This window comes from Ruminococcus sp. zg-924, assembly GCF_024433635.1.
GTDB lineage: Bacteria > Bacillota > Clostridia > Oscillospirales > Acutalibacteraceae > UBA7067.
Genome location: NZ_WNJZ01000010.1, coordinates 78,451 through 95,218 on the forward strand (window position 1 = coordinate 78,451; position 16,768 = coordinate 95,218).

Consider the following 16,768-nt stretch of genomic DNA (forward strand, 5'->3'; position numbering starts at 1 on the left):
TCTTTTATATTGACAAAAAGCCGCTGAAATGGTAGAGTAGAATTAAACAAAATATGGGGAGCTTTTTGCTGAGAGGAAGTTCGGCTTCGACCCTTATACCTGATTTGGATAATGCCAACGTAGGAATTACAGAAAATTATAGGTATGCATATAAGTATGTATACCTTGTTTTTTTAGGAGGTCTTTTTATGGAGTACACTACTCAAATGGATGCCGCAAGAAAGGGCATCTTTACAAAAGAAATGGAGGCTGTTGCCGCTAAGGAGCGTATAGACCGAGATGAGCTTATAAGGCTTATGGCTGAGGGTAAGGTTATTATCCCCTGCAACAAGCGGCACAAAGCCATAGAGCCTAACGGACTCGGTTCTATGCTAAAGACAAAAATCAACGTAAACCTCGGCACATCACGTGACTGGAAGGACATTGATATGGAACTTGAGAAGGTTAAAAGCGCTGTGGATATGGGTGCAGAAGCTATTATGGACTTAAGCTCATACGGCGATACGCAGAAATTCAGAAGAAGGCTTACATCTGAGTGTCCTGCTATGATAGGCACTGTACCGATTTATGACGCTGTTGTGTACTACCACAAGGCTCTTAAAACTATCACCGCAAGAGAGTGGATTGATATTGTACGTATGCACGCTGAGGACGGCGTTGATTTTATGACAATTCACTGCGGTATAAACAAGGAAACAGCCAAAAAGTTCAAAAAGAATAAAAGACTTATGAACATAGTTTCGAGAGGCGGCTCTATTATCTTTGCCTGGATGGAAATGACAGGCGAGGAAAACCCGTTTTATCAGTATTATGACGAAATTCTTGACATCTGCCGAGAATATGATGTTACAATAAGTCTTGGCGACGCCTGCCGTCCGGGTTGCCTTATGGACGCAACTGACGCATCTCAGATTGAAGAACTTATCACTCTCGGTGAGCTTACAAAGAGAGCTTGGGAAAAGGACGTACAGGTTATGATTGAAGGACCCGGACATATGCCGATTAATCAGATTGCGGCTAATATGGAAATCCAAAAGACTCTTTGTCACGGCGCACCGTTCTATGTTCTCGGCCCTATCGTTACAGACATTGCTCCGGGATATGACCACATAACCTCTGCAATAGGCGGAGCTATTGCCGCTTCAAGCGGCGCTTCATTCCTGTGCTATGTAACGCCGGCAGAGCATTTAAGACTACCTGACGTCAACGATGTTAAGGAGGGCATTATAGCCACAAGAATTGCCGCTCACGCCGCAGACATTGCAAAGGGTGTTAAGGGTGCTATTGAATGGGATTTGGAGATGGATAAAGCGAGAAAAAAGCTCGACTGGGAGAAAATGTTTGAAATCTCCATTGACCCTGAAAAAGCGAAAAGATACCGTGCCGAGGCAAAGCCTGAAAAAGAAGATACTTGCAGTATGTGCGGCAACTTCTGCGCCGTTAAGAATATGAACCGCATACTCGACGGTGAAATTGTATCCATATTTGACGAATAAGGTGTTGCTGATATGAGCATTGACGGAATAATATTTGACTTTGACGGAACATTGTATGACTCAATGTATGTATGGCGTATGGCGGCAGGTAAATACCTGCTGTCTATGTCAAAACAGCCTCGTGAGGGTTTAGTTGAAGATGTTGCCGCAATGAATATAAAGCAAGCGGCAGAATATTTAAAAGAGAATTACGGTATAGACCGCACGGTTTCAGAAATAATAGATGATATTAACCGTATAGCACAATTTGAATATACGGACAAGGTTCAGCCGAAAGACGGCGTTATGCAGGCTCTTGAAGAAATTAAAAGCAACGGCATAAAGATGTGCGTTGCAACAACAAATGTGACCTTTCTTGTAAAAGCAGCGGCAACCAGATGTAGCCTTGACAAGTATTTTTCCAAGTATTTTTCGGGAACTGAGCTTGGAATCAGCAAGGATACTGCGCAAATATATGAACTTGCTTTAGAGCATCTTGGAACAAAGAAGGAAAACACCTGGGTGTTTGAGGACGCACTTTACGCTGTTAAAACTGCAAAACGTGCAGGCTTTAACGTTGCGGCTGTATATGACAGCGAAGCCGACAAAAATGCAGATGAAATTAAAGATATTGCCGATGTATATCTCAACTCTATGAAGGAGTGGAAAAAAATTTATGATTAAATCAGTGCTTACAATAGCCGGCTCAGACTCAAGCGGCGGTGCAGGTATTCAAGCAGACATTAAGACTATAACCTGCTTCGGTATGTATGCAATGAGTGCAATAACCTCGCTCACAGCACAGAACACAACAGGGGTTTACGGTGTTTCGGACGTCACGCCTGAGTTTGTTGCAAAGCAGCTTGAGTGCGTTTTTGAGGATATTGTTCCTGACAGCGTAAAGATAGGTATGGTGTCAAATGCCGGAATAATCAAAGCGATTGCACAGAGCCTGAAAAAATACGGCGCAAGGAATATAGTCCTTGACCCTGTTATGATATCGACAAGCGGAAGTCCTCTTTTACAGCAGGACGCAATTGACGAGCTAACAGGTTCCTTACTGCCGCTGGCTTCGATTGTGACGCCAAACATTCCTGAGGCTGAGGCTTTAAGCGGCATAGCCATAAACGGCAAGGCTGATGCAGAAAATGCCGCAAAACTCATATATAATAAGTGCCATACTGCCGTGCTGATAAAGGGCGGCCACAGCAGCTGCGACGCTGATGATTTGCTGTTTGACGGCAAAGAATATAAATGGTTCTGCTCGCCGAAAATTCAAAACAACAACACCCACGGCACAGGCTGTACCCTATCCTCGGCGATAGCCTGCGGTCTTGCAGACGGAAAGAGCATATGCAGCAGTGTAACAGCAGCAAAAGAATATATCAGCGGTGCATTAAGAGTAAATTTTGACATTGGTAATGGTAGCGGCCCTCTGCTACACAATTACAGATTTGCCTCTGAAGGGACGGAGAGATAAGCTTGATACGCATAGAAATAACCTCATACCTGCCGCAATTCGCAAAAGATATAAGACAAACTGTCTTTATTACGGAGCAGGGTTTTGTAAACGAGTTTGACGACACCGACGAAAAAGCGTGGCATTTGGTAGTGTATGATGATAACTCTCCGATTGCCTGCTGCCGCTTTTTCAAGGGTGACGGAGCAAACGAGTTTATTATAGGCAGGCTTGCGGTACTTAAGGAACACCGAGGCAAGCAGCTTGGAGCCTTGATGGTAAAAGAGGCGGAAAAGTATATTAGGTCACTTGGCGGTGAAAAGCTTTCGCTTTCCTCGCAGGTAAGGGCAAAAGGCTTTTATGAAAAGCAAGGCTTTACTGCAAGCGGTGACATATATTATGACGAATACTGCGAGCATATACATATGGAAAAAATGCTATAAAATACCCCGATTATCGGCTGTAAAATCAGTCCGACAATCAGGGTTATATTTATCTGTTTACATTAGGGAAAAAGCGTATGTCAAAGGTTGTTCCCTTTCCAACGGTTGAATAAACGGAAATGATACCGCCGCTTTTTTCAATTATAACCTTTGCAAGAGCAAGACCGATGCCGATGCTTTCATCACTTGAGTTTTTGCCCTTATAATAGCGTTCAAATATATGCGGCAAATCCTGCGGAGTTATGCCCTCTCCGTTATCGCATATTGTTATTTTGACATACAGCTTCGTCTTTTGTGCTGACAAACACACCTCACCGCCGCAAGGAGTGTGTTCAACGCAGTTTTTTACAATATTGGTTAGAGCCTCGCTTAGCCATTTGAAGTCACATACAAGATTAAGGTTTTCATCGCACTGAGCCGTCACGGTAACCCCCTTAAGCTCGGACAAAACCTCAGTGTTTTGAATACATTCGTTAATTATTCCAAGCAGGCTTTCTTCCTTAGATTTCATCTTGACGGAATTTACCTCAAGCCTTGAAAGCGTAAGTATAGACTGAACATAAAAGCTCATTGAGGTTGCACTGCGGCGAATATCACGCAAAAATTCATACCGAATTTCCGGCGGCATATTGTCGTTGTCAAGAATATTGTCAACCATAACAAGGATTGAGGTCAATGGTGTTCGCAGCTGATGTGAAATATCAGACAATGAATCTTTAAGGCTCTCCTTATCCTTTTGAGAATTGTCACGCTGTTCCTTGAGCATAACAGTTGTCTTGTATATCTCATTGCGCAGAAGAGACATTTCGTCCTCACCGTTTTCTTCCATTAAAAGGTCATATTCCTTTTTGTTGATTCGCTCTACGTATTCCGTAAGACGACGTGCCTCTGCCCTTTGCTTATGTCTGTACAGCAGAAACAAGGTGCACAGTACAAGACAGATAGCGCCGCACAATACTGCATTTAATGTTACAACCTTCTGTGCAATCACTCGGTTTTGATATACAGCCCAATCATCATCAAGAGAAATACCGTAAGCCTTAAGGCTATCAACCAGACTTTTATCATATTCTTTGCCATTTAATATCTTGGCTATTTCAGTGTCGCTAATATCGGGGCATATTTGCTTCACTGCTGAAATAGCTCTTAACACACCTTCGTTTGAAGCAGCTCGGATTTTATCAAGCTGAAAAGCTGTAACAGCTGCGGTCAAAAACGAAAATATTACGGTAAGCACAAGAAATGCAATTATGAATTTATGCGAGCGTTTCATACTGTAAGCAAAACCTCCTTTTAATCAGACAATTTCTAACATATTTAATTTATCATAAGGCGCAGAGCAATGCAATAGCACAAAAAAGATTTACATATATATAAGCAAAATGCTATATCCGCTCAATTCCTACTCTAACATACAATCTAATAAAAACAGCTATCGTAAAAGGGCAACAGCAAGATTACATTGTCTTGCTGTTGCCCAACTTAAATTTAATTTAGTTTAATCAAACCGGATGAATTTGCTTTTCCTCGTCAAGGTTTGCTCTGTCAATTCCAGCCTGTGCATCACGGCGCTTTTTGAAGAAATCTACCGCAACCTTCGGGAACATAGCATAGGACAATACGTCCTCCTCCTGCTGTGTCCACTGAGCACACTCAGCCTTGAGTGAGTCAAGCTCAGGTGCAAGGAGATCTGCCGGACGGCATGTAACAGGCTTTTCATCGCCGATAATCTTCTTTCTGAAGTCATCATCAATACGAACAGGAGTTGTGCCGTATTTTCCCGCTACAAGATCCTTAAACTCGTTTGTACACATCTTGTAGCGCTCGCCTGTGATGACATTGAACACAGCCTGAGTACCGACAATCTGAGATGTTGGAGTAACAAGCGGCGGATAACCGGAATCTTTCCTAACTCTCGGAACCTCTTCGAGAACCTGTGTAAACTGATCCTCCTTGCCAGCCTGCTTTAGCTGAGAAAGAAGATTTGAGAGCATTCCGCCCGGAACCTGATACATAAGTGCGTTTGTATCTGTTGCGAGCATCTTCGGGTCCAAAAGGCCTGAAGCAATATATTTTTCTCTTAATCCCATAAAATAGGTTCTGATTTCATTCAAAAGCTTAAGGTCAAGGCCTGTATCGTAATCTGTGCCTTCAAGTGCGGCAACCATTGACTCTGTCGGTGCGTGTGACGTACCAAGTGCAAGCGGAGAAATAGCTGTGTCGATTATATCAGCACCTGCCTCAACGCCCTTTAACAGACACATAGATGCAAGACCCGATGTGTAGTGCGTGTGCAAATCAACAGGAAGATTAACTGCCTTCTTGATAGCCTTAACAAGCTCAACTGTCTTAGTAGGAGTCAAAAGTGCAGCCATATCTTTAATGCAGATTGAATCTGCACCGGCCTCTGCAATCTTTTTAGCATACTTTACGTAATAGTCGTTTGTAAATACAGGGCCTGTTGTGTATGAAATTGCAACTTGAACATGAGCGCCTTCTTTTTTAGCTGCCGTGATTGCAGTTTTAAGGTTTTTGATATCGTTGAGCGCATCAAATATTCTGATAATGTCAATACCGTTTGCGCAGGATTTCTGCACAAAATATTCAAGAACATCGTCTGCATAGTGACGGTAGCCGAGCATATTCTGCCCTCTGAAAAGCATCTGAAGCTTTGTGTTTGGGCAGTTCTTTCTGATTGTACGCAGTCTTTCCCATGGGTCCTCATTCAAGAATCTGAGACATGAGTCGAATGTAGCGCCGCCCCAACACTCAAGGGAATGATAACCAACCTTGTCGAGCATCGGCAAAATCGGAAGCATATCCTCGGTTGACATTCTTGTTGCAATCAAAGACTGATGTGCGTCTCTAAGCGCTGTTTCGGTTACAAGAATTTTTTTCTTTGCCATTTTAGTCAGTCCTTTCTATAAGCTTTCTATATTACTGAATTGTAACAAGAACAGCTCCTGAAGCAACGCTCTCGCCCTTTGAAACGGAAACAGAGGTAATTGTACCTGCCTTTGGTGCCATAATCTCATTTTCCATCTTCATAGCCTCTAAAATAACAACAACGTCGCCCTCGTTTACGCTTTGACCTGCTGTAACATTAACGGAAACAATAGTACCGGGCATTGGAGCCTTTAACGGCTCGCCTGCACCTGTTGCCGGAGCAGGTGCTGCTGCGGGTGCCGGAGCTGCCGCCGGAGCAGGTGCCGGTGCCGGTGCCGGAGCTGCTGACGAACCCAGCTCCTCAACCTGAACATCATATGCAGTGCCGTTTACAGTAATTCTCAAATTTTTCATTATTATCATTCCTTTTAAGTTTTATTCATTAATATATAAAAGTATAAGCAGTACGAAAAAATCAGATTGTGCTGTGCTTCTTCGGAAGTGTAGAAACTCTCTTTCCAGCCAACATATCAAGGGCTGCAAAGAGCTTTGCTCTTGTGTTCTCCGGGTTGATTATATCCTCAACATATCCCTTGGCTGCTGCTGCAAATGCGCTGCACTGTGTTGCCTTGAACTCGTCAATAACAGCCTGCTGCTGTGAAACCGGAACAGCCATCTTATCTGCCCAAAGGATATTTGCACCTGTTACCGGCGGAAGCGGAGCAATGCTTGCGTCTGCCCAAGCAAAGGTAACATCGGCATTTGCGCCTGTTCCTGCAACTGCAACATAGAACGGGCCGTAAGCCTCGCCTGTTACAACTGTGGCTTTAACTGTTGTAGCCTGAGCATAAACTGCGGCAAGCTTGGAAGCTGACTTCAAGCACTTAAAGCCCTTGCTGTTTGCGAATGTAACAACGGGAATTGCAAAGCTGTCGCAAAGATTAACGAAATCTGCAATCTTCTTGCAGTCCTTGCAGTCAAGCTCTTCACCGTTTGTTGAAACAACAGCTGCTGTGCTGCCGCAGATTCTTGCAAAACCGACCTTTGCGTTCTTTCCGCTGCCAGCCTTAAGCTCAAAGAATGTTCCTGCGTCAACTGTAAGAGCAATCGGGTCATCACCGGACACAGCTTCTGCATCTGCGCTGTCAGCAATAGGAGCCATAGAAAGGTTATTGGACGGAAGATAGGTAATAAGCTCACGAGCCTTTTCAATTGCCTCGGCTTCGCTTTCAGCCACAGCATCAACAAGACCGCACTCATATGCTTCATCACTGCCGCCGCCTGTGCCGTTTGTTGCAACAGTGAACTTAGCATCCTTGCTCATAATGATAACATCCGCATTTGCGGCATTGAGCGCACCTGCACCAAAGCAGTTACCAAGAATTACGGAAAGCTGCGGAACAACACCTGAAAGATTGCTGATGCTGTTGAGAATTTTTCCGTAACCGCCGAGCATATCAACGCCTTCGTTCATTCTTGCGCCGTTTGAATCATAAAGACCGATTACAGGACTGCCTGTTTTAACCGCTAAATCATAAATTTTTTCAAGCTTTGACGCCTGTGCCTTGGACATTGCGCCGCCTGCAAAATCACTGTTCTGAGCGAATGCATATGCAGGGCAGCCGTTAACTGCTCCGTAACCTGCGACAACCTCGGCATAGGAATCGCTGCTCTTTACAAAAGCATCAATTTCAGTGAATGTTCCATCGTCAAAAAGAGCGGCAAGTCTTTTGTAAGCAACAGAATTTGCTATCTCCTGCTTAGCCTGAGAAATTACCTCTTTTTTATTGAGTGTACTCATTCTTATTCCTCCGTTTCATACTGCAAAATCTTTAAAAATATACAAATTAATTATAAGGTAAATCGGCGAAAACTACAAGTGTTAATGACCCGATGCGCAATTTTCGCACTTTTTGAACAATACTTTTATATCAAGCTGAAATTTATTGTTTATTTCTTCAAAGCCGAATCGTTTAAGAATTGGTTTGTATTCGGGAATTTCACAGCTTAAGGTTAACATTAGCCTGTTGTAAGCGTAATTTCCTGCTGCTCTAAGCAGATATTCAGCTATTTCAAGGTTATCTCTGCTCGGATTGTCAAGACTGTCACAATCTGTAATATTGAAATTCGCAAGTCTCAATTCCCTGTCAATCGGATCAACGGCGACATAGCCGAGAAGCCTTCCGCTTTCAACAGCAGTCAGCACATCGGGCTTAGCACCAAATATTTCATTCTTGCTTAATATCTCGCTTTTTAGCTTTTCATCATTTGTAGGTTTAACACAAAGCATTTTATTTCACCACTTATTCATGAACAAGGTTTGAAACAATGTCGTTTACAGCCATGATTGCTTCGTCAACCTTTGTTGGGTCTTTTGCACCTGCCATAGCAATGTCCGGCTTGCCGCCGCCGTTACCGCCTGCAATTTTGGCAACCTCTTTTACTATCTTGCCTGCATTAGCACCGTGAAGCTCCCTTGCCTCTTTGCCGCAGCTGCACGCAAATGTTACCTTGCCATCTCTCATACCTGCAAGCACAACAACGCACTTAGGTGTTTTGTCGATAGCATTTTGGCACATTGCCCTGAGCATATCAGCATTTACGTTGTTAAACGCAGCAGATACAACCTTGACACCCTTAACCTTGTACGCATTATTAAAGAGCATACCCATACGCATTGATGCCATTAAATCGTTAAGTCGCTCAATTTCCTTTGACATTTCCTTGTTGTCGCTGACAAGTTGCTCACAGCCTCTTGCAAGGTCAACAGGGTTATTCAGCCTTAAAGCGGCTACCGCCTTGTGAATCAGCTCCATATAGCTGTTTATAGTATTGAGAACGCCGTGACCTGTAACGGCTTCAATTCTTCTGACGCCTGCCGCAACTGAGGATTCGCTGACGATTTTGAACAGACCAAGCTTTGATGTGTTGTTCTCATGAGTACCGCCGCAGAATTCAACGGAAAAGTCGCCGGCTTTTACAACTCTTACTATATCGCCGTATTTCTCTCCGAACAGAGCCATTGCGCCGAGCTTTTGAGCCTCTGCAATCGGCATTTCCTTGGTAACAACCTCCTCAGCTTTAAGAATTTCTTCATTTACCGTTCTCTCAATCTTTGCAATTTCCTCTGCAGTAAGCGGTGAGAAGTGAGTAAAGTCAAAACGGATTCTGTCATCATTTACAAGCTGACCTGCCTGCTGAACGTGTGTTCCAAGAACCTGACGCAGAGCCGCCTGAAGAAGGTGAGCACCTGTATGGTTTCTCATCGTATCCTTACGCTTTTCAACATCTATCTGAGCGTTAACCTTATCACCGACAGAGAGCATACCGCTTGTAAGATTTACAGTGTGCATAAACACACCGTCGTGATTCTTTGAAACGGTTTGTACCCTTGCGCTCGCATTATCAGCGGTGATAACGCCTGTATCTGATGCCTGACCACCGCTTTCTGCATAAAATGGGGTCTTATTAAGAATTACAACAGCCTTCTCATCCTGATATACGGCGTCTACTCTTTTTCCGTCTTTGATAATGGCTGCAACCTCAGCCTGCGCCGAATAATCGGTATAACCGACAAACTCCGTCTTATCAACGCCGCTTAAGTCTGTGTTTTCACTCAGCCAAGCCTCGGTGCCTGACTTATCCCTTGCATTTTTTGAATTTTCCTTTTGCTTTTCCAAAAGTTCCTTGTAGCGTTTCTCATCAACCTTAATGCCCTTTTCCGCTAAAATTTCCTTTGTGAGGTCAATTGGGAAGCCGTAGGTGTCGCTGAGCTTAAACGCTCTTTCGCCGGAGAAAATCTCACTGTCCTCTTTGTCTATAAACTCATAGAGCATTGCAAAGCCCTGTTCAACTGTTTTGTTAAAGTTTTCCTCTTCAACCTTTATGAGATGCTCAATAAAATCTTTTTTCTCTACAAGCTCAGGATATGCAGTTTTATTCTCTTCAATTACAGTTGAGCAAACCTTGTAAAGGAAAGGCTCCTTAACGCCCAACAATCTGCCGTGACGTGAAGCCCTCCTTAAAAGCCTTCTGAGAACATAGCCTCTGCCCTCGTTGCTCGGCATTACACCGTCGCCAATCATAAAGGTTGTGCTTCTGATATGGTCGGTGATAACACGCAGGGAAATATCATACTTATCATTCTCACCGTATGCAACGCCGGTAAGCTCGCTGATTTTCTTCATAATATTCTGGACGGTATCAACAAGGAAAAGGTTGTCAACACCCTGCATTACACAGGCAAGTCTTTCAAGACCCATTCCTGTGTCAATATTCGGGTGGTCAAGCGGAGCATAATTGCCGTTGCCGTCACTGTCAAACTGAGTAAATACAAGATTCCAGACCTCAACGTATCTGTCACAGTCACAGCCTACTGCACAATCAGGCTTGCCGCAGCCCTTTTCCGGCCCTCTGTCAAAATAAATCTCAGAACAAGGGCCACACGGACCTGTGCCGTGCTCCCAGAAGTTATCCTCCTTGCCGAGTCTTACCATATGCTCAGGTGAAACACCGATTTCCTTTGTCCAAATGTCGTAGGCCTGATCGTCGTTTTCGTATATTGAAACATAGAGCTTCTCCTCAGGAATTTCAAGCACCTTTGTAAAGAACTCCCATGCCCAAGCGGTAGCTTCGTGCTTGAAATAATCTCCGAACGAGAAGTTTCCGAGCATTTCAAAAAATGTTCCGTGACGTGCGGTTATGCCAACTCTTTCAATATCAGGTGTTCTGATACACTTCTGGCAGGTTGTTACTCTCTTTCTCGGAGGTGTAATCTCGCCTGTGAAGTACTTTTTCATCGGCGCCATGCCGGAATTAATCAGCAAAAGGCTCTTGTCGTTCTTTGGAATCAAAGAAAAGCTCGGCAATCGCAAATGGCCCTTACTCTCAAAAAAAGATAAATACTTTTCTCTAAGTTCGTTAAGTCCTGTCCACTGCATTACAAAAATCTCCTTATGTAATAAAATTATCTACGAAACAAAAAAAACTCCTGCCCCAAACATGGGGCAAGAGTATAATCCTGCGGTACCACCCAAATTGCAGAACGAGTTCTGCCGCTTTAGCGCCGTTAACGCCGACATACGTGCGGCTCTTCGCCGCAGGCTCAAGGATGGCTCATACCTTTTTGCAGAAAAGCCTTTCAGCCGAGGGCTTTCTCTCTGAACAGCAAGATGTCGGTAATTTGTCCTTTCACAGCCATTGTTTCGTATTCACATTAAAATAATTATACATTTTTCGTGGAATGGTGTCAATAATTTTACAGTAAAAAATGCAGTTAAAACGGCAAATTTTTATCCAAAGACCACCTTAAACGGAAATTATGTATTGACAAAATTACGTTGTTGTGATATTATATTAACCGTTGAAAAAAGGGAGCATAGCTCAGCTGGGAGAGCATCTGCCTTACAAGCAGAGGGTCATAGGTTCGAGCCCTATTGTTCCCACCAACTGATAACGATAGGACATTGCTTAATCGCCGCTTGCCGGTGGCTAAGCAACACCCTATCAATCATCAGATTGATAACATTTTTGTTGTCTGTCGGAAACTTATTATCACTGCCCTTAACGGCTAATCCGGTAAAAAGCCTGTACCGGAAAAATCAACGTCTTGCCAGTGTTTTAAGAGTTTGGTTAAAGCTTCCTCTTCAGGATTTTTGTTCCTTACCATCGGAAATCCTTACCCGAGCGCCGCAGTAGCAATTTACCCCCGTAAATTGGCTCGCTCCCCGCTCATCGGTTAAACCGAGGTCTTGGCGTTCATCGCATAGCTGTCGCAGGCTCTTCGTCTTAGTTTCCGCAACTAATTCAATTGTAGTGAAAAAAGAAGTTCACCACTTTTCTACAAAACTCAAAGTGGCGAACTTGACAAATGTATTCCAAATACGGTATTATAACCGTAGATATGGCTTCCATAAGTCTCTAAAGTGCTTCAACACTTTGAGAGGTGCAAGCTCACAATTTGCTGGTAACAAGTTGTGGGCTATGGTTGCTTTATTCTTCTTTATTCCTTTATAGTGTAACACATCTCAACGAATAAATCAAGTATTTTTGAATAATTTGGTAAAATTTTTTCTTATAAATTTTATAGATAAAAAATCCCCCACCGTTCAGACTTGCGGCTACTCAGAGCTGCGTCTGACGGTGGGGTTGTTTTGTAAAAGCGGAACCGGTTCCGGGTTTCTGATAAAATTATTACTATTCAAAAAAAGAAGATTAAAGCTAATCTCGCAAAACTGCACCAATATTACATACAGTCATACAGCCTTTTAATAGCTTGGTATTATTTTATCATCAAGCTATATAGTGTCTCCTCAGTTTCTTTGTTGTAGTCCACCCATCTCTAAAGGTATACTTTTTATCCTGTCTTCTAAATATTTGCATATCACCTGAACATTCGGTATGTTTTTCCACAAATCATAATCTCCAACGACGGCTATTCTGAATTGCGCTCTAGAAACAGCAACGTTAATAATATTCGGCTTCTGTCCTACCCATTGAGCTGCACCTTTTCCAGATTGATTATCGCATCCTAAAACAAGTATTACCTCACGAGCTTCTTTGCCTTGAAATGTGTGGACGGTACCACAATGCTCCTTTATCCAATCATCTACACTTTCACTATCAATATATTCAGATTGTAGTAATACAGAACGCATCATCTTTCTTAAATTATCAGCTACGCGTTTAAATGGTGTAATAATATACATATTTGGGAATCCATGTGAAACTTCAATGGACTCTTTAAATACACTTCTAGTGAAATCAATTTGATTTTTAACAGTATGATCTTTATTTCCATTTTCCCTACCCTTGATATCAAACCATACTGAATCTTCAAACACAAAAACGGTGCCCTCTTTTGGTGGGTTCGTCTTAGAAAACATTTTATTCTCATACGCCACTTCATTTGAAATTTCAAACATCGGACTTAAGCAACGTCTATGGACAACCAACGGACAACCGAGCCATATTTTTTCACCATTAACATTTCTATATCCGCCATATAAATTTATATCATCAGCAAGCTTTTGGACAGAAATTTCTGGCGTCTTATAATACGCCGAGATATTATATTCATCTGCAAAACGTTTAATCAACTCTTTTGGAACAGTCAAAACGGGTTCAACTTGTAGAGGATCTCCTACTATGATCGCTCTTTTACAACGCCATAAAGCCCCTAAAGCACTTTGGGGAGTAGCCTGCCCAGCCTCATCAACAATAAGCAGTCCAAGCTCATCTTGTTGAATATCCGATAAAAAAGTTTCTGTAGAAGCAAATGTCGTAGATATAACCGGAATCACCAATAACAATGTATTCAATAGATCTCCATATGAATTTTTACAATCATCAATAGAGTATTTGCCATCCCACAGAGAAAATAGTCGTTGCAAGTTTTGTTTAACGTGTTTGCTTGATAACACAAATGCTTTATTTACTTGAAGCGCCTGATAAAACAGTTCTTCTCTCATTTCATTGTATCTTTCATACACCCAAGGACAGCTTGCTTGTGATTTTTCGTTTTTTGTTATGTCAGCCCAAAATTTATCATCAGCAACATTATTATAATCTTTTATAAAATTTAATTTTTCAGTCTCCCTATCCAACATATGCCTATAACTTAAAATTTCATTATTTAAGTTCTTTATTTCTTCTTCGAGTCTATCATTAATCTTTTTTTGCTCAGCAATTTTAAAAATTATATCTTGCTTTTCAATACGCAAACATCGTAGCTCTTTTACTACTGAGTTACTCTTTAAAAATCTCTGAAAAAAACTCATACTTGAATTCAAACTATTAATTCTGACATTGATTAAATTTAATCTTGTAACTAATTGACTTAACTTATCATATTCACACTTTGTTCTTTTTTCCTTATCCAAATAATGCAATTTCATCTGTTTATATTTTTCCAAATTTAAAACTAAATTTGTTCTAATTAAATCAAGTGATTCACCTTTTTCTGTCAATTTTTGCGCATATATAATTTGTTTTCTCTCGTCTAATACTTTTTTTAAGGCTAATTCAAATTTTTCGCGTGCACTGTTCCAATCACAGACCTCTTCCTCATAGTATCGTTTTAATGTAATTCCGTCTTTAGCCCACCAAAGACGTTCCTTTAATTTTTTTAAATTTTCCTTTTTACCGAGTTTTGCAGAAACAAGTCCCCATGCTGGTTTTCCTATAAGCTCGCTTGCAACATCAGAAAAATATACATCATTTGAAATTTCATTACCTTGTCCAAAAAATCTTTCGGTTCTATCCTTTGGCTTTGATGGAATTTTTGGGAGCTCTAATGAGATATTCTCAACTGCTGCATTGTTATTTGAAGCTACTATTATTCCATACTTCTTCAATCTTTCATCCATACGGTAATATGTGCAATTATATTGGTCACATGGATTTTTAAATTCTGCAACACTAAATGCATCATCCGGTTTGTCGTAATCAATTAAAAGTCTTGCCCTCTCTATTACATTTGAGGCAACAATTTCTTTAAGCAGCGTAGTCTTACCGGTTCCGGGTGGTCCATTAATTGAAAATATATCTTCGTTTCCTTTGGTACAAATATTTATACCTATCTGTTGCATTAAGGAAGGATTGTATTCTCCCGGCCATAATCCTAAGGGAAAATTATATGCTGCTAAACATTTTTTCATTTCTTGTACATCAGAATCTATTAAAATTCGATGTCTTTTATTCTCATCCTGTACACCTGCAAGCACGTATTCATTAATCTTTGGGCTCGGATGATCAATTACCCTTTTGATATCATTAAGATAAAAGCTTTGGAACAGTTCAGTCGCTGGATCAATATCCGAAAAACTTCCATCTTTTTTTACGTATTGTGTTTTCTTTCGAGCCCATAGAGAAAAATCTGCTAATCCTTCGTATAATTTTAACTTGCGAAGAATTATTTTAACAAAAAGATTCTCTAAACCCAATTTATCAAGAGGTTTTTTACAATCATCCTGCTCTTTTATTATCACTAGATTCATCTCTTCCTCAAAGCTCTTAACTTCCTTAGGATTAATTTCTGTTCTAATTGAGCCTGAAGACACTAATGCACAAACTGCCCACACAAAACTTGAAACCGAAAATGATTTATCAACATAATAACCCTTTTCATCAACTTTAAAAGCAAATATACACGTAATTGAATTATCTGGCTCAATACGTTCTTCTACCTGTTCGTGAAGTTCATTCAACATCCACTTTATTAAATCAATTGATTTAATTTTACCAAAGTACAAATCATAACTGAGCTTTATTTTTTTATCATTTTGCTCTTTCATCCACGGCAAAACTATTTTATCCAGGTTTTTAAGATTGATATCCCTCTTTACGTCTATAGGCCAACAAGGTGTAAAATATTCAATTTTATACCAATAATTTAAAATATCATTAATCATGTTTTAACTCTCCCGTCGTATTGAATTACACAATTTTACGAAATCAATAAATGTGTGATGTGATTAAATATCACCTATGTGAAATATTATCATATTACAATTAAATTATCAATACATATTTAAATAATAAATGCAAAAATTCATTAACTTATTTTCGTACAATATATTTTAATTTATAAAAGCGGAACCGGTTCCGGTTTTGCTTACATTAATGCTCTTGACTAAATTGATATATTGTATTATTATTTAGTCATTACTAAGGGGCGATTGTTTTGAAAATATATAATATTGTTGGTGGAGTAAACGGCGTAGGAAAAAGTAGCTTAATTGGCTCATTAAAATCTCGTCTTAATGATTTTGGCATGATTATTGATGTTGATAAAATTAATGAAAAATTCGGAGGCAACCGATTACTCGGAGGTAAACATGCTGTCGCTTTGATTAATGATTGTCTTTCAAAAGGAATTACATTCACTCAGGAAACAACGTTAAGCGGAGTCAGAACCGAAAAGACGGTGACAAAAGCCAAAGAAAAAGGATATTATATCCGTCTTTACTATGTTGGACTTGATACTGTAACAGAGTCCCTTGATCGCATTGAAAACAGAGTCAGAAAAGGCGGTCATAACATTTCAAAAGATGATGTCTTGAAAAGATTTGAGCACAGATTTGAAAATCTTGAGCGCATTCTTCCATATTGTGATGTTGCTTACTTTTATGACAATTTCAACGGATACAAAGAAGTTGGAATGTATAAAAACGGAGAAATAATTACTCATGGTTATGAGCAGCCAAATTGGATGAAAGAGCTACTTACACGTCAGCAACAGAAAATTGATAAAATTGTCAAAGCTAATAATCTAAAGCTATAAAACGTCTGTTTAAACCCCCTTGAGTTCACACCTAAGTATGCGTAATCTCAAGGGGGTTTTTTCTGTATTGATAAGAAAAGCGGAACCGGTTCCGCTTGAACAAGTCCGTAAAAAATGGACAATAGAAAAAAGACCCCTCTTGATGTAGAATATACATCAGGAGGGATATTTTTATGCCAAGAAGTTATCGACATGTAAAGGAATATGAAACAGAAATAATAAG

At 40.8% G+C, this 16,768-nt stretch carries 12 protein-coding genes, 1 tRNA gene, 1 riboswitch and 1 other annotated feature; of the genes, 6 read left to right on the plus strand and 7 right to left on the minus strand.

The genetic code is table 11. The annotated features are described in order from the left end of the window. The first annotated feature begins 44 nt into the window (after window positions 1-44). Window positions 45-144: riboswitch (TPP riboswitch) on the plus strand. Window positions 145-188: 44 nt separating this feature from the next. Genes thiC through GMA13_RS06275 form a run of 4 tightly spaced genes read left to right on the plus strand, consistent with a single transcriptional unit; the run spans window position 189 to window position 3,377 of the window. Further along, the gene (gene thiC, locus GMA13_RS06260; protein WP_255883228.1) at window positions 189-1,496 is read left to right on the plus strand and encodes a phosphomethylpyrimidine synthase ThiC; all 1,308 of its coding nucleotides are present in this window, start codon (window positions 189-191) and stop codon (window positions 1,494-1,496) included. 12 nt (window positions 1,497-1,508) lie between these two features. Beyond that, window positions 1,509-2,159: an HAD family phosphatase gene (locus GMA13_RS06265; RefSeq protein WP_255883230.1), complete on the plus strand. Its 651-nt coding sequence runs from the start codon at window positions 1,509-1,511 to the stop codon at window positions 2,157-2,159. Beyond that, a complete protein-coding gene (gene thiD, locus GMA13_RS06270) occupies window positions 2,155-2,955 on the plus strand; it encodes a bifunctional hydroxymethylpyrimidine kinase/phosphomethylpyrimidine kinase (protein ID WP_255883246.1) in 801 nt (266 codons plus the stop codon). Before GMA13_RS06265 ends, thiD begins: the two co-directional genes overlap by 5 nt. A gap of 2 nt (window positions 2,956-2,957) precedes the next feature. After that, the gene (locus GMA13_RS06275) at window positions 2,958-3,377 is read left to right on the plus strand and encodes a GNAT family N-acetyltransferase (RefSeq protein ID WP_255883231.1); all 420 of its coding nucleotides are present in this window, start codon (window positions 2,958-2,960) and stop codon (window positions 3,375-3,377) included. Window positions 3,378-3,426: 49 nt separating this feature from the next. On the opposite strand, the gene GMA13_RS06280 is transcribed toward GMA13_RS06275, so the two are convergent. From GMA13_RS06280 to alaS, 6 genes are all read right to left on the minus strand, one after another. After that, window positions 3,427-4,650, minus strand: a complete 1,224-nt coding sequence (locus GMA13_RS06280) for a HAMP domain-containing sensor histidine kinase (RefSeq protein ID WP_255883232.1) — start codon at window positions 4,648-4,650, stop codon at window positions 3,427-3,429. Between the two features lie 229 nt (window positions 4,651-4,879). Further along, window positions 4,880-6,283 (minus strand): oxaloacetate decarboxylase subunit alpha, encoded by a 1,404-nt coding sequence (locus tag GMA13_RS06285; RefSeq protein WP_255883234.1) that lies wholly within the window; start codon window positions 6,281-6,283, stop codon window positions 4,880-4,882. A gap of 31 nt (window positions 6,284-6,314) precedes the next feature. After that, window positions 6,315-6,677: a biotin/lipoyl-containing protein gene (locus tag GMA13_RS06290; RefSeq protein ID WP_255883236.1), complete on the minus strand. Its 363-nt coding sequence runs from the start codon at window positions 6,675-6,677 to the stop codon at window positions 6,315-6,317. 61 nt (window positions 6,678-6,738) lie between these two features. Next, window positions 6,739-8,064: a carboxyl transferase domain-containing protein gene (locus GMA13_RS06295; protein WP_255883238.1), complete on the minus strand. Its 1,326-nt coding sequence runs from the start codon at window positions 8,062-8,064 to the stop codon at window positions 6,739-6,741. An 81-nt stretch (window positions 8,065-8,145) separates the two neighbouring features. Further along, a complete protein-coding gene (locus GMA13_RS06300; RefSeq protein WP_255883240.1) occupies window positions 8,146-8,553 on the minus strand; it encodes a hypothetical protein in 408 nt (135 codons plus the stop codon). Between the two features lie 13 nt (window positions 8,554-8,566). Next, window positions 8,567-11,203 (minus strand): alanine--tRNA ligase, encoded by a 2,637-nt coding sequence (gene alaS / locus GMA13_RS06305; protein WP_255883242.1) that lies wholly within the window; start codon window positions 11,201-11,203, stop codon window positions 8,567-8,569. Between the two features lie 59 nt (window positions 11,204-11,262). Continuing rightward, window positions 11,263-11,466 (minus strand) — a binding site (T-box leader). 168 nt (window positions 11,467-11,634) lie between these two features. On the opposite strand from alaS, the gene GMA13_RS06310 reads away from it, so the two are divergent. After that, a tRNA-Val gene (locus GMA13_RS06310) sits at window positions 11,635-11,710 on the plus strand. Between the two features lie 864 nt (window positions 11,711-12,574). Here GMA13_RS06310 and GMA13_RS06315 read toward each other — a convergent pair. Then, window positions 12,575-15,673 carry an ATP-binding protein gene (locus GMA13_RS06315; protein WP_255883244.1) on the minus strand — a complete coding sequence of 1,033 codons (3,099 nt, stop codon included), beginning with the start codon at window positions 15,671-15,673 and terminating at the stop codon, window positions 12,575-12,577. Window positions 15,674-15,945: 272 nt separating this feature from the next. Here GMA13_RS06315 and GMA13_RS06320 point away from each other — a divergent pair, with 272 nt between their 5' ends. Further along, window positions 15,946-16,545 (plus strand): zeta toxin family protein, encoded by a 600-nt coding sequence (locus GMA13_RS06320; protein WP_255883245.1) that lies wholly within the window; start codon window positions 15,946-15,948, stop codon window positions 16,543-16,545. Window positions 16,546-16,768: the final 223 nt, after the last annotated feature.

Bases quoted from the DNA above. Each gene is read 5' to 3' on its own strand.
- thiC (WP_255883228.1), top strand. From the start codon at position 189: ATGGAGTACACTACTCAAATGGATGCCGCAAGAAAGGGCATCTTTACA.
- GMA13_RS06265 (WP_255883230.1), top strand. From the start codon at position 1,509: ATGAGCATTGACGGAATAATATTTGACTTTGACGGAACATTGTATGAC.
- GMA13_RS06280 (WP_255883232.1), bottom strand. From the start codon at position 4,650: ATGAAACGCTCGCATAAATTCATAATTGCATTTCTTGTGCTTACCGTA.
- GMA13_RS06285 (WP_255883234.1), bottom strand. From the start codon at position 6,283: ATGGCAAAGAAAAAAATTCTTGTAACCGAAACAGCGCTTAGAGACGCA.
- GMA13_RS06290 (WP_255883236.1), bottom strand. From the start codon at position 6,677: ATGAAAAATTTGAGAATTACTGTAAACGGCACTGCATATGATGTTCAG.
- GMA13_RS06295 (WP_255883238.1), bottom strand. From the start codon at position 8,064: ATGAGTACACTCAATAAAAAAGAGGTAATTTCTCAGGCTAAGCAGGAG.
- GMA13_RS06300 (WP_255883240.1), bottom strand. From the start codon at position 8,553: ATGCTTTGTGTTAAACCTACAAATGATGAAAAGCTAAAAAGCGAGATA.
- alaS (WP_255883242.1), bottom strand. From the start codon at position 11,203: ATGCAGTGGACAGGACTTAACGAACTTAGAGAAAAGTATTTATCTTTT.
- GMA13_RS06315 (WP_255883244.1), bottom strand. From the start codon at position 15,673: ATGATTAATGATATTTTAAATTATTGGTATAAAATTGAATATTTTACA.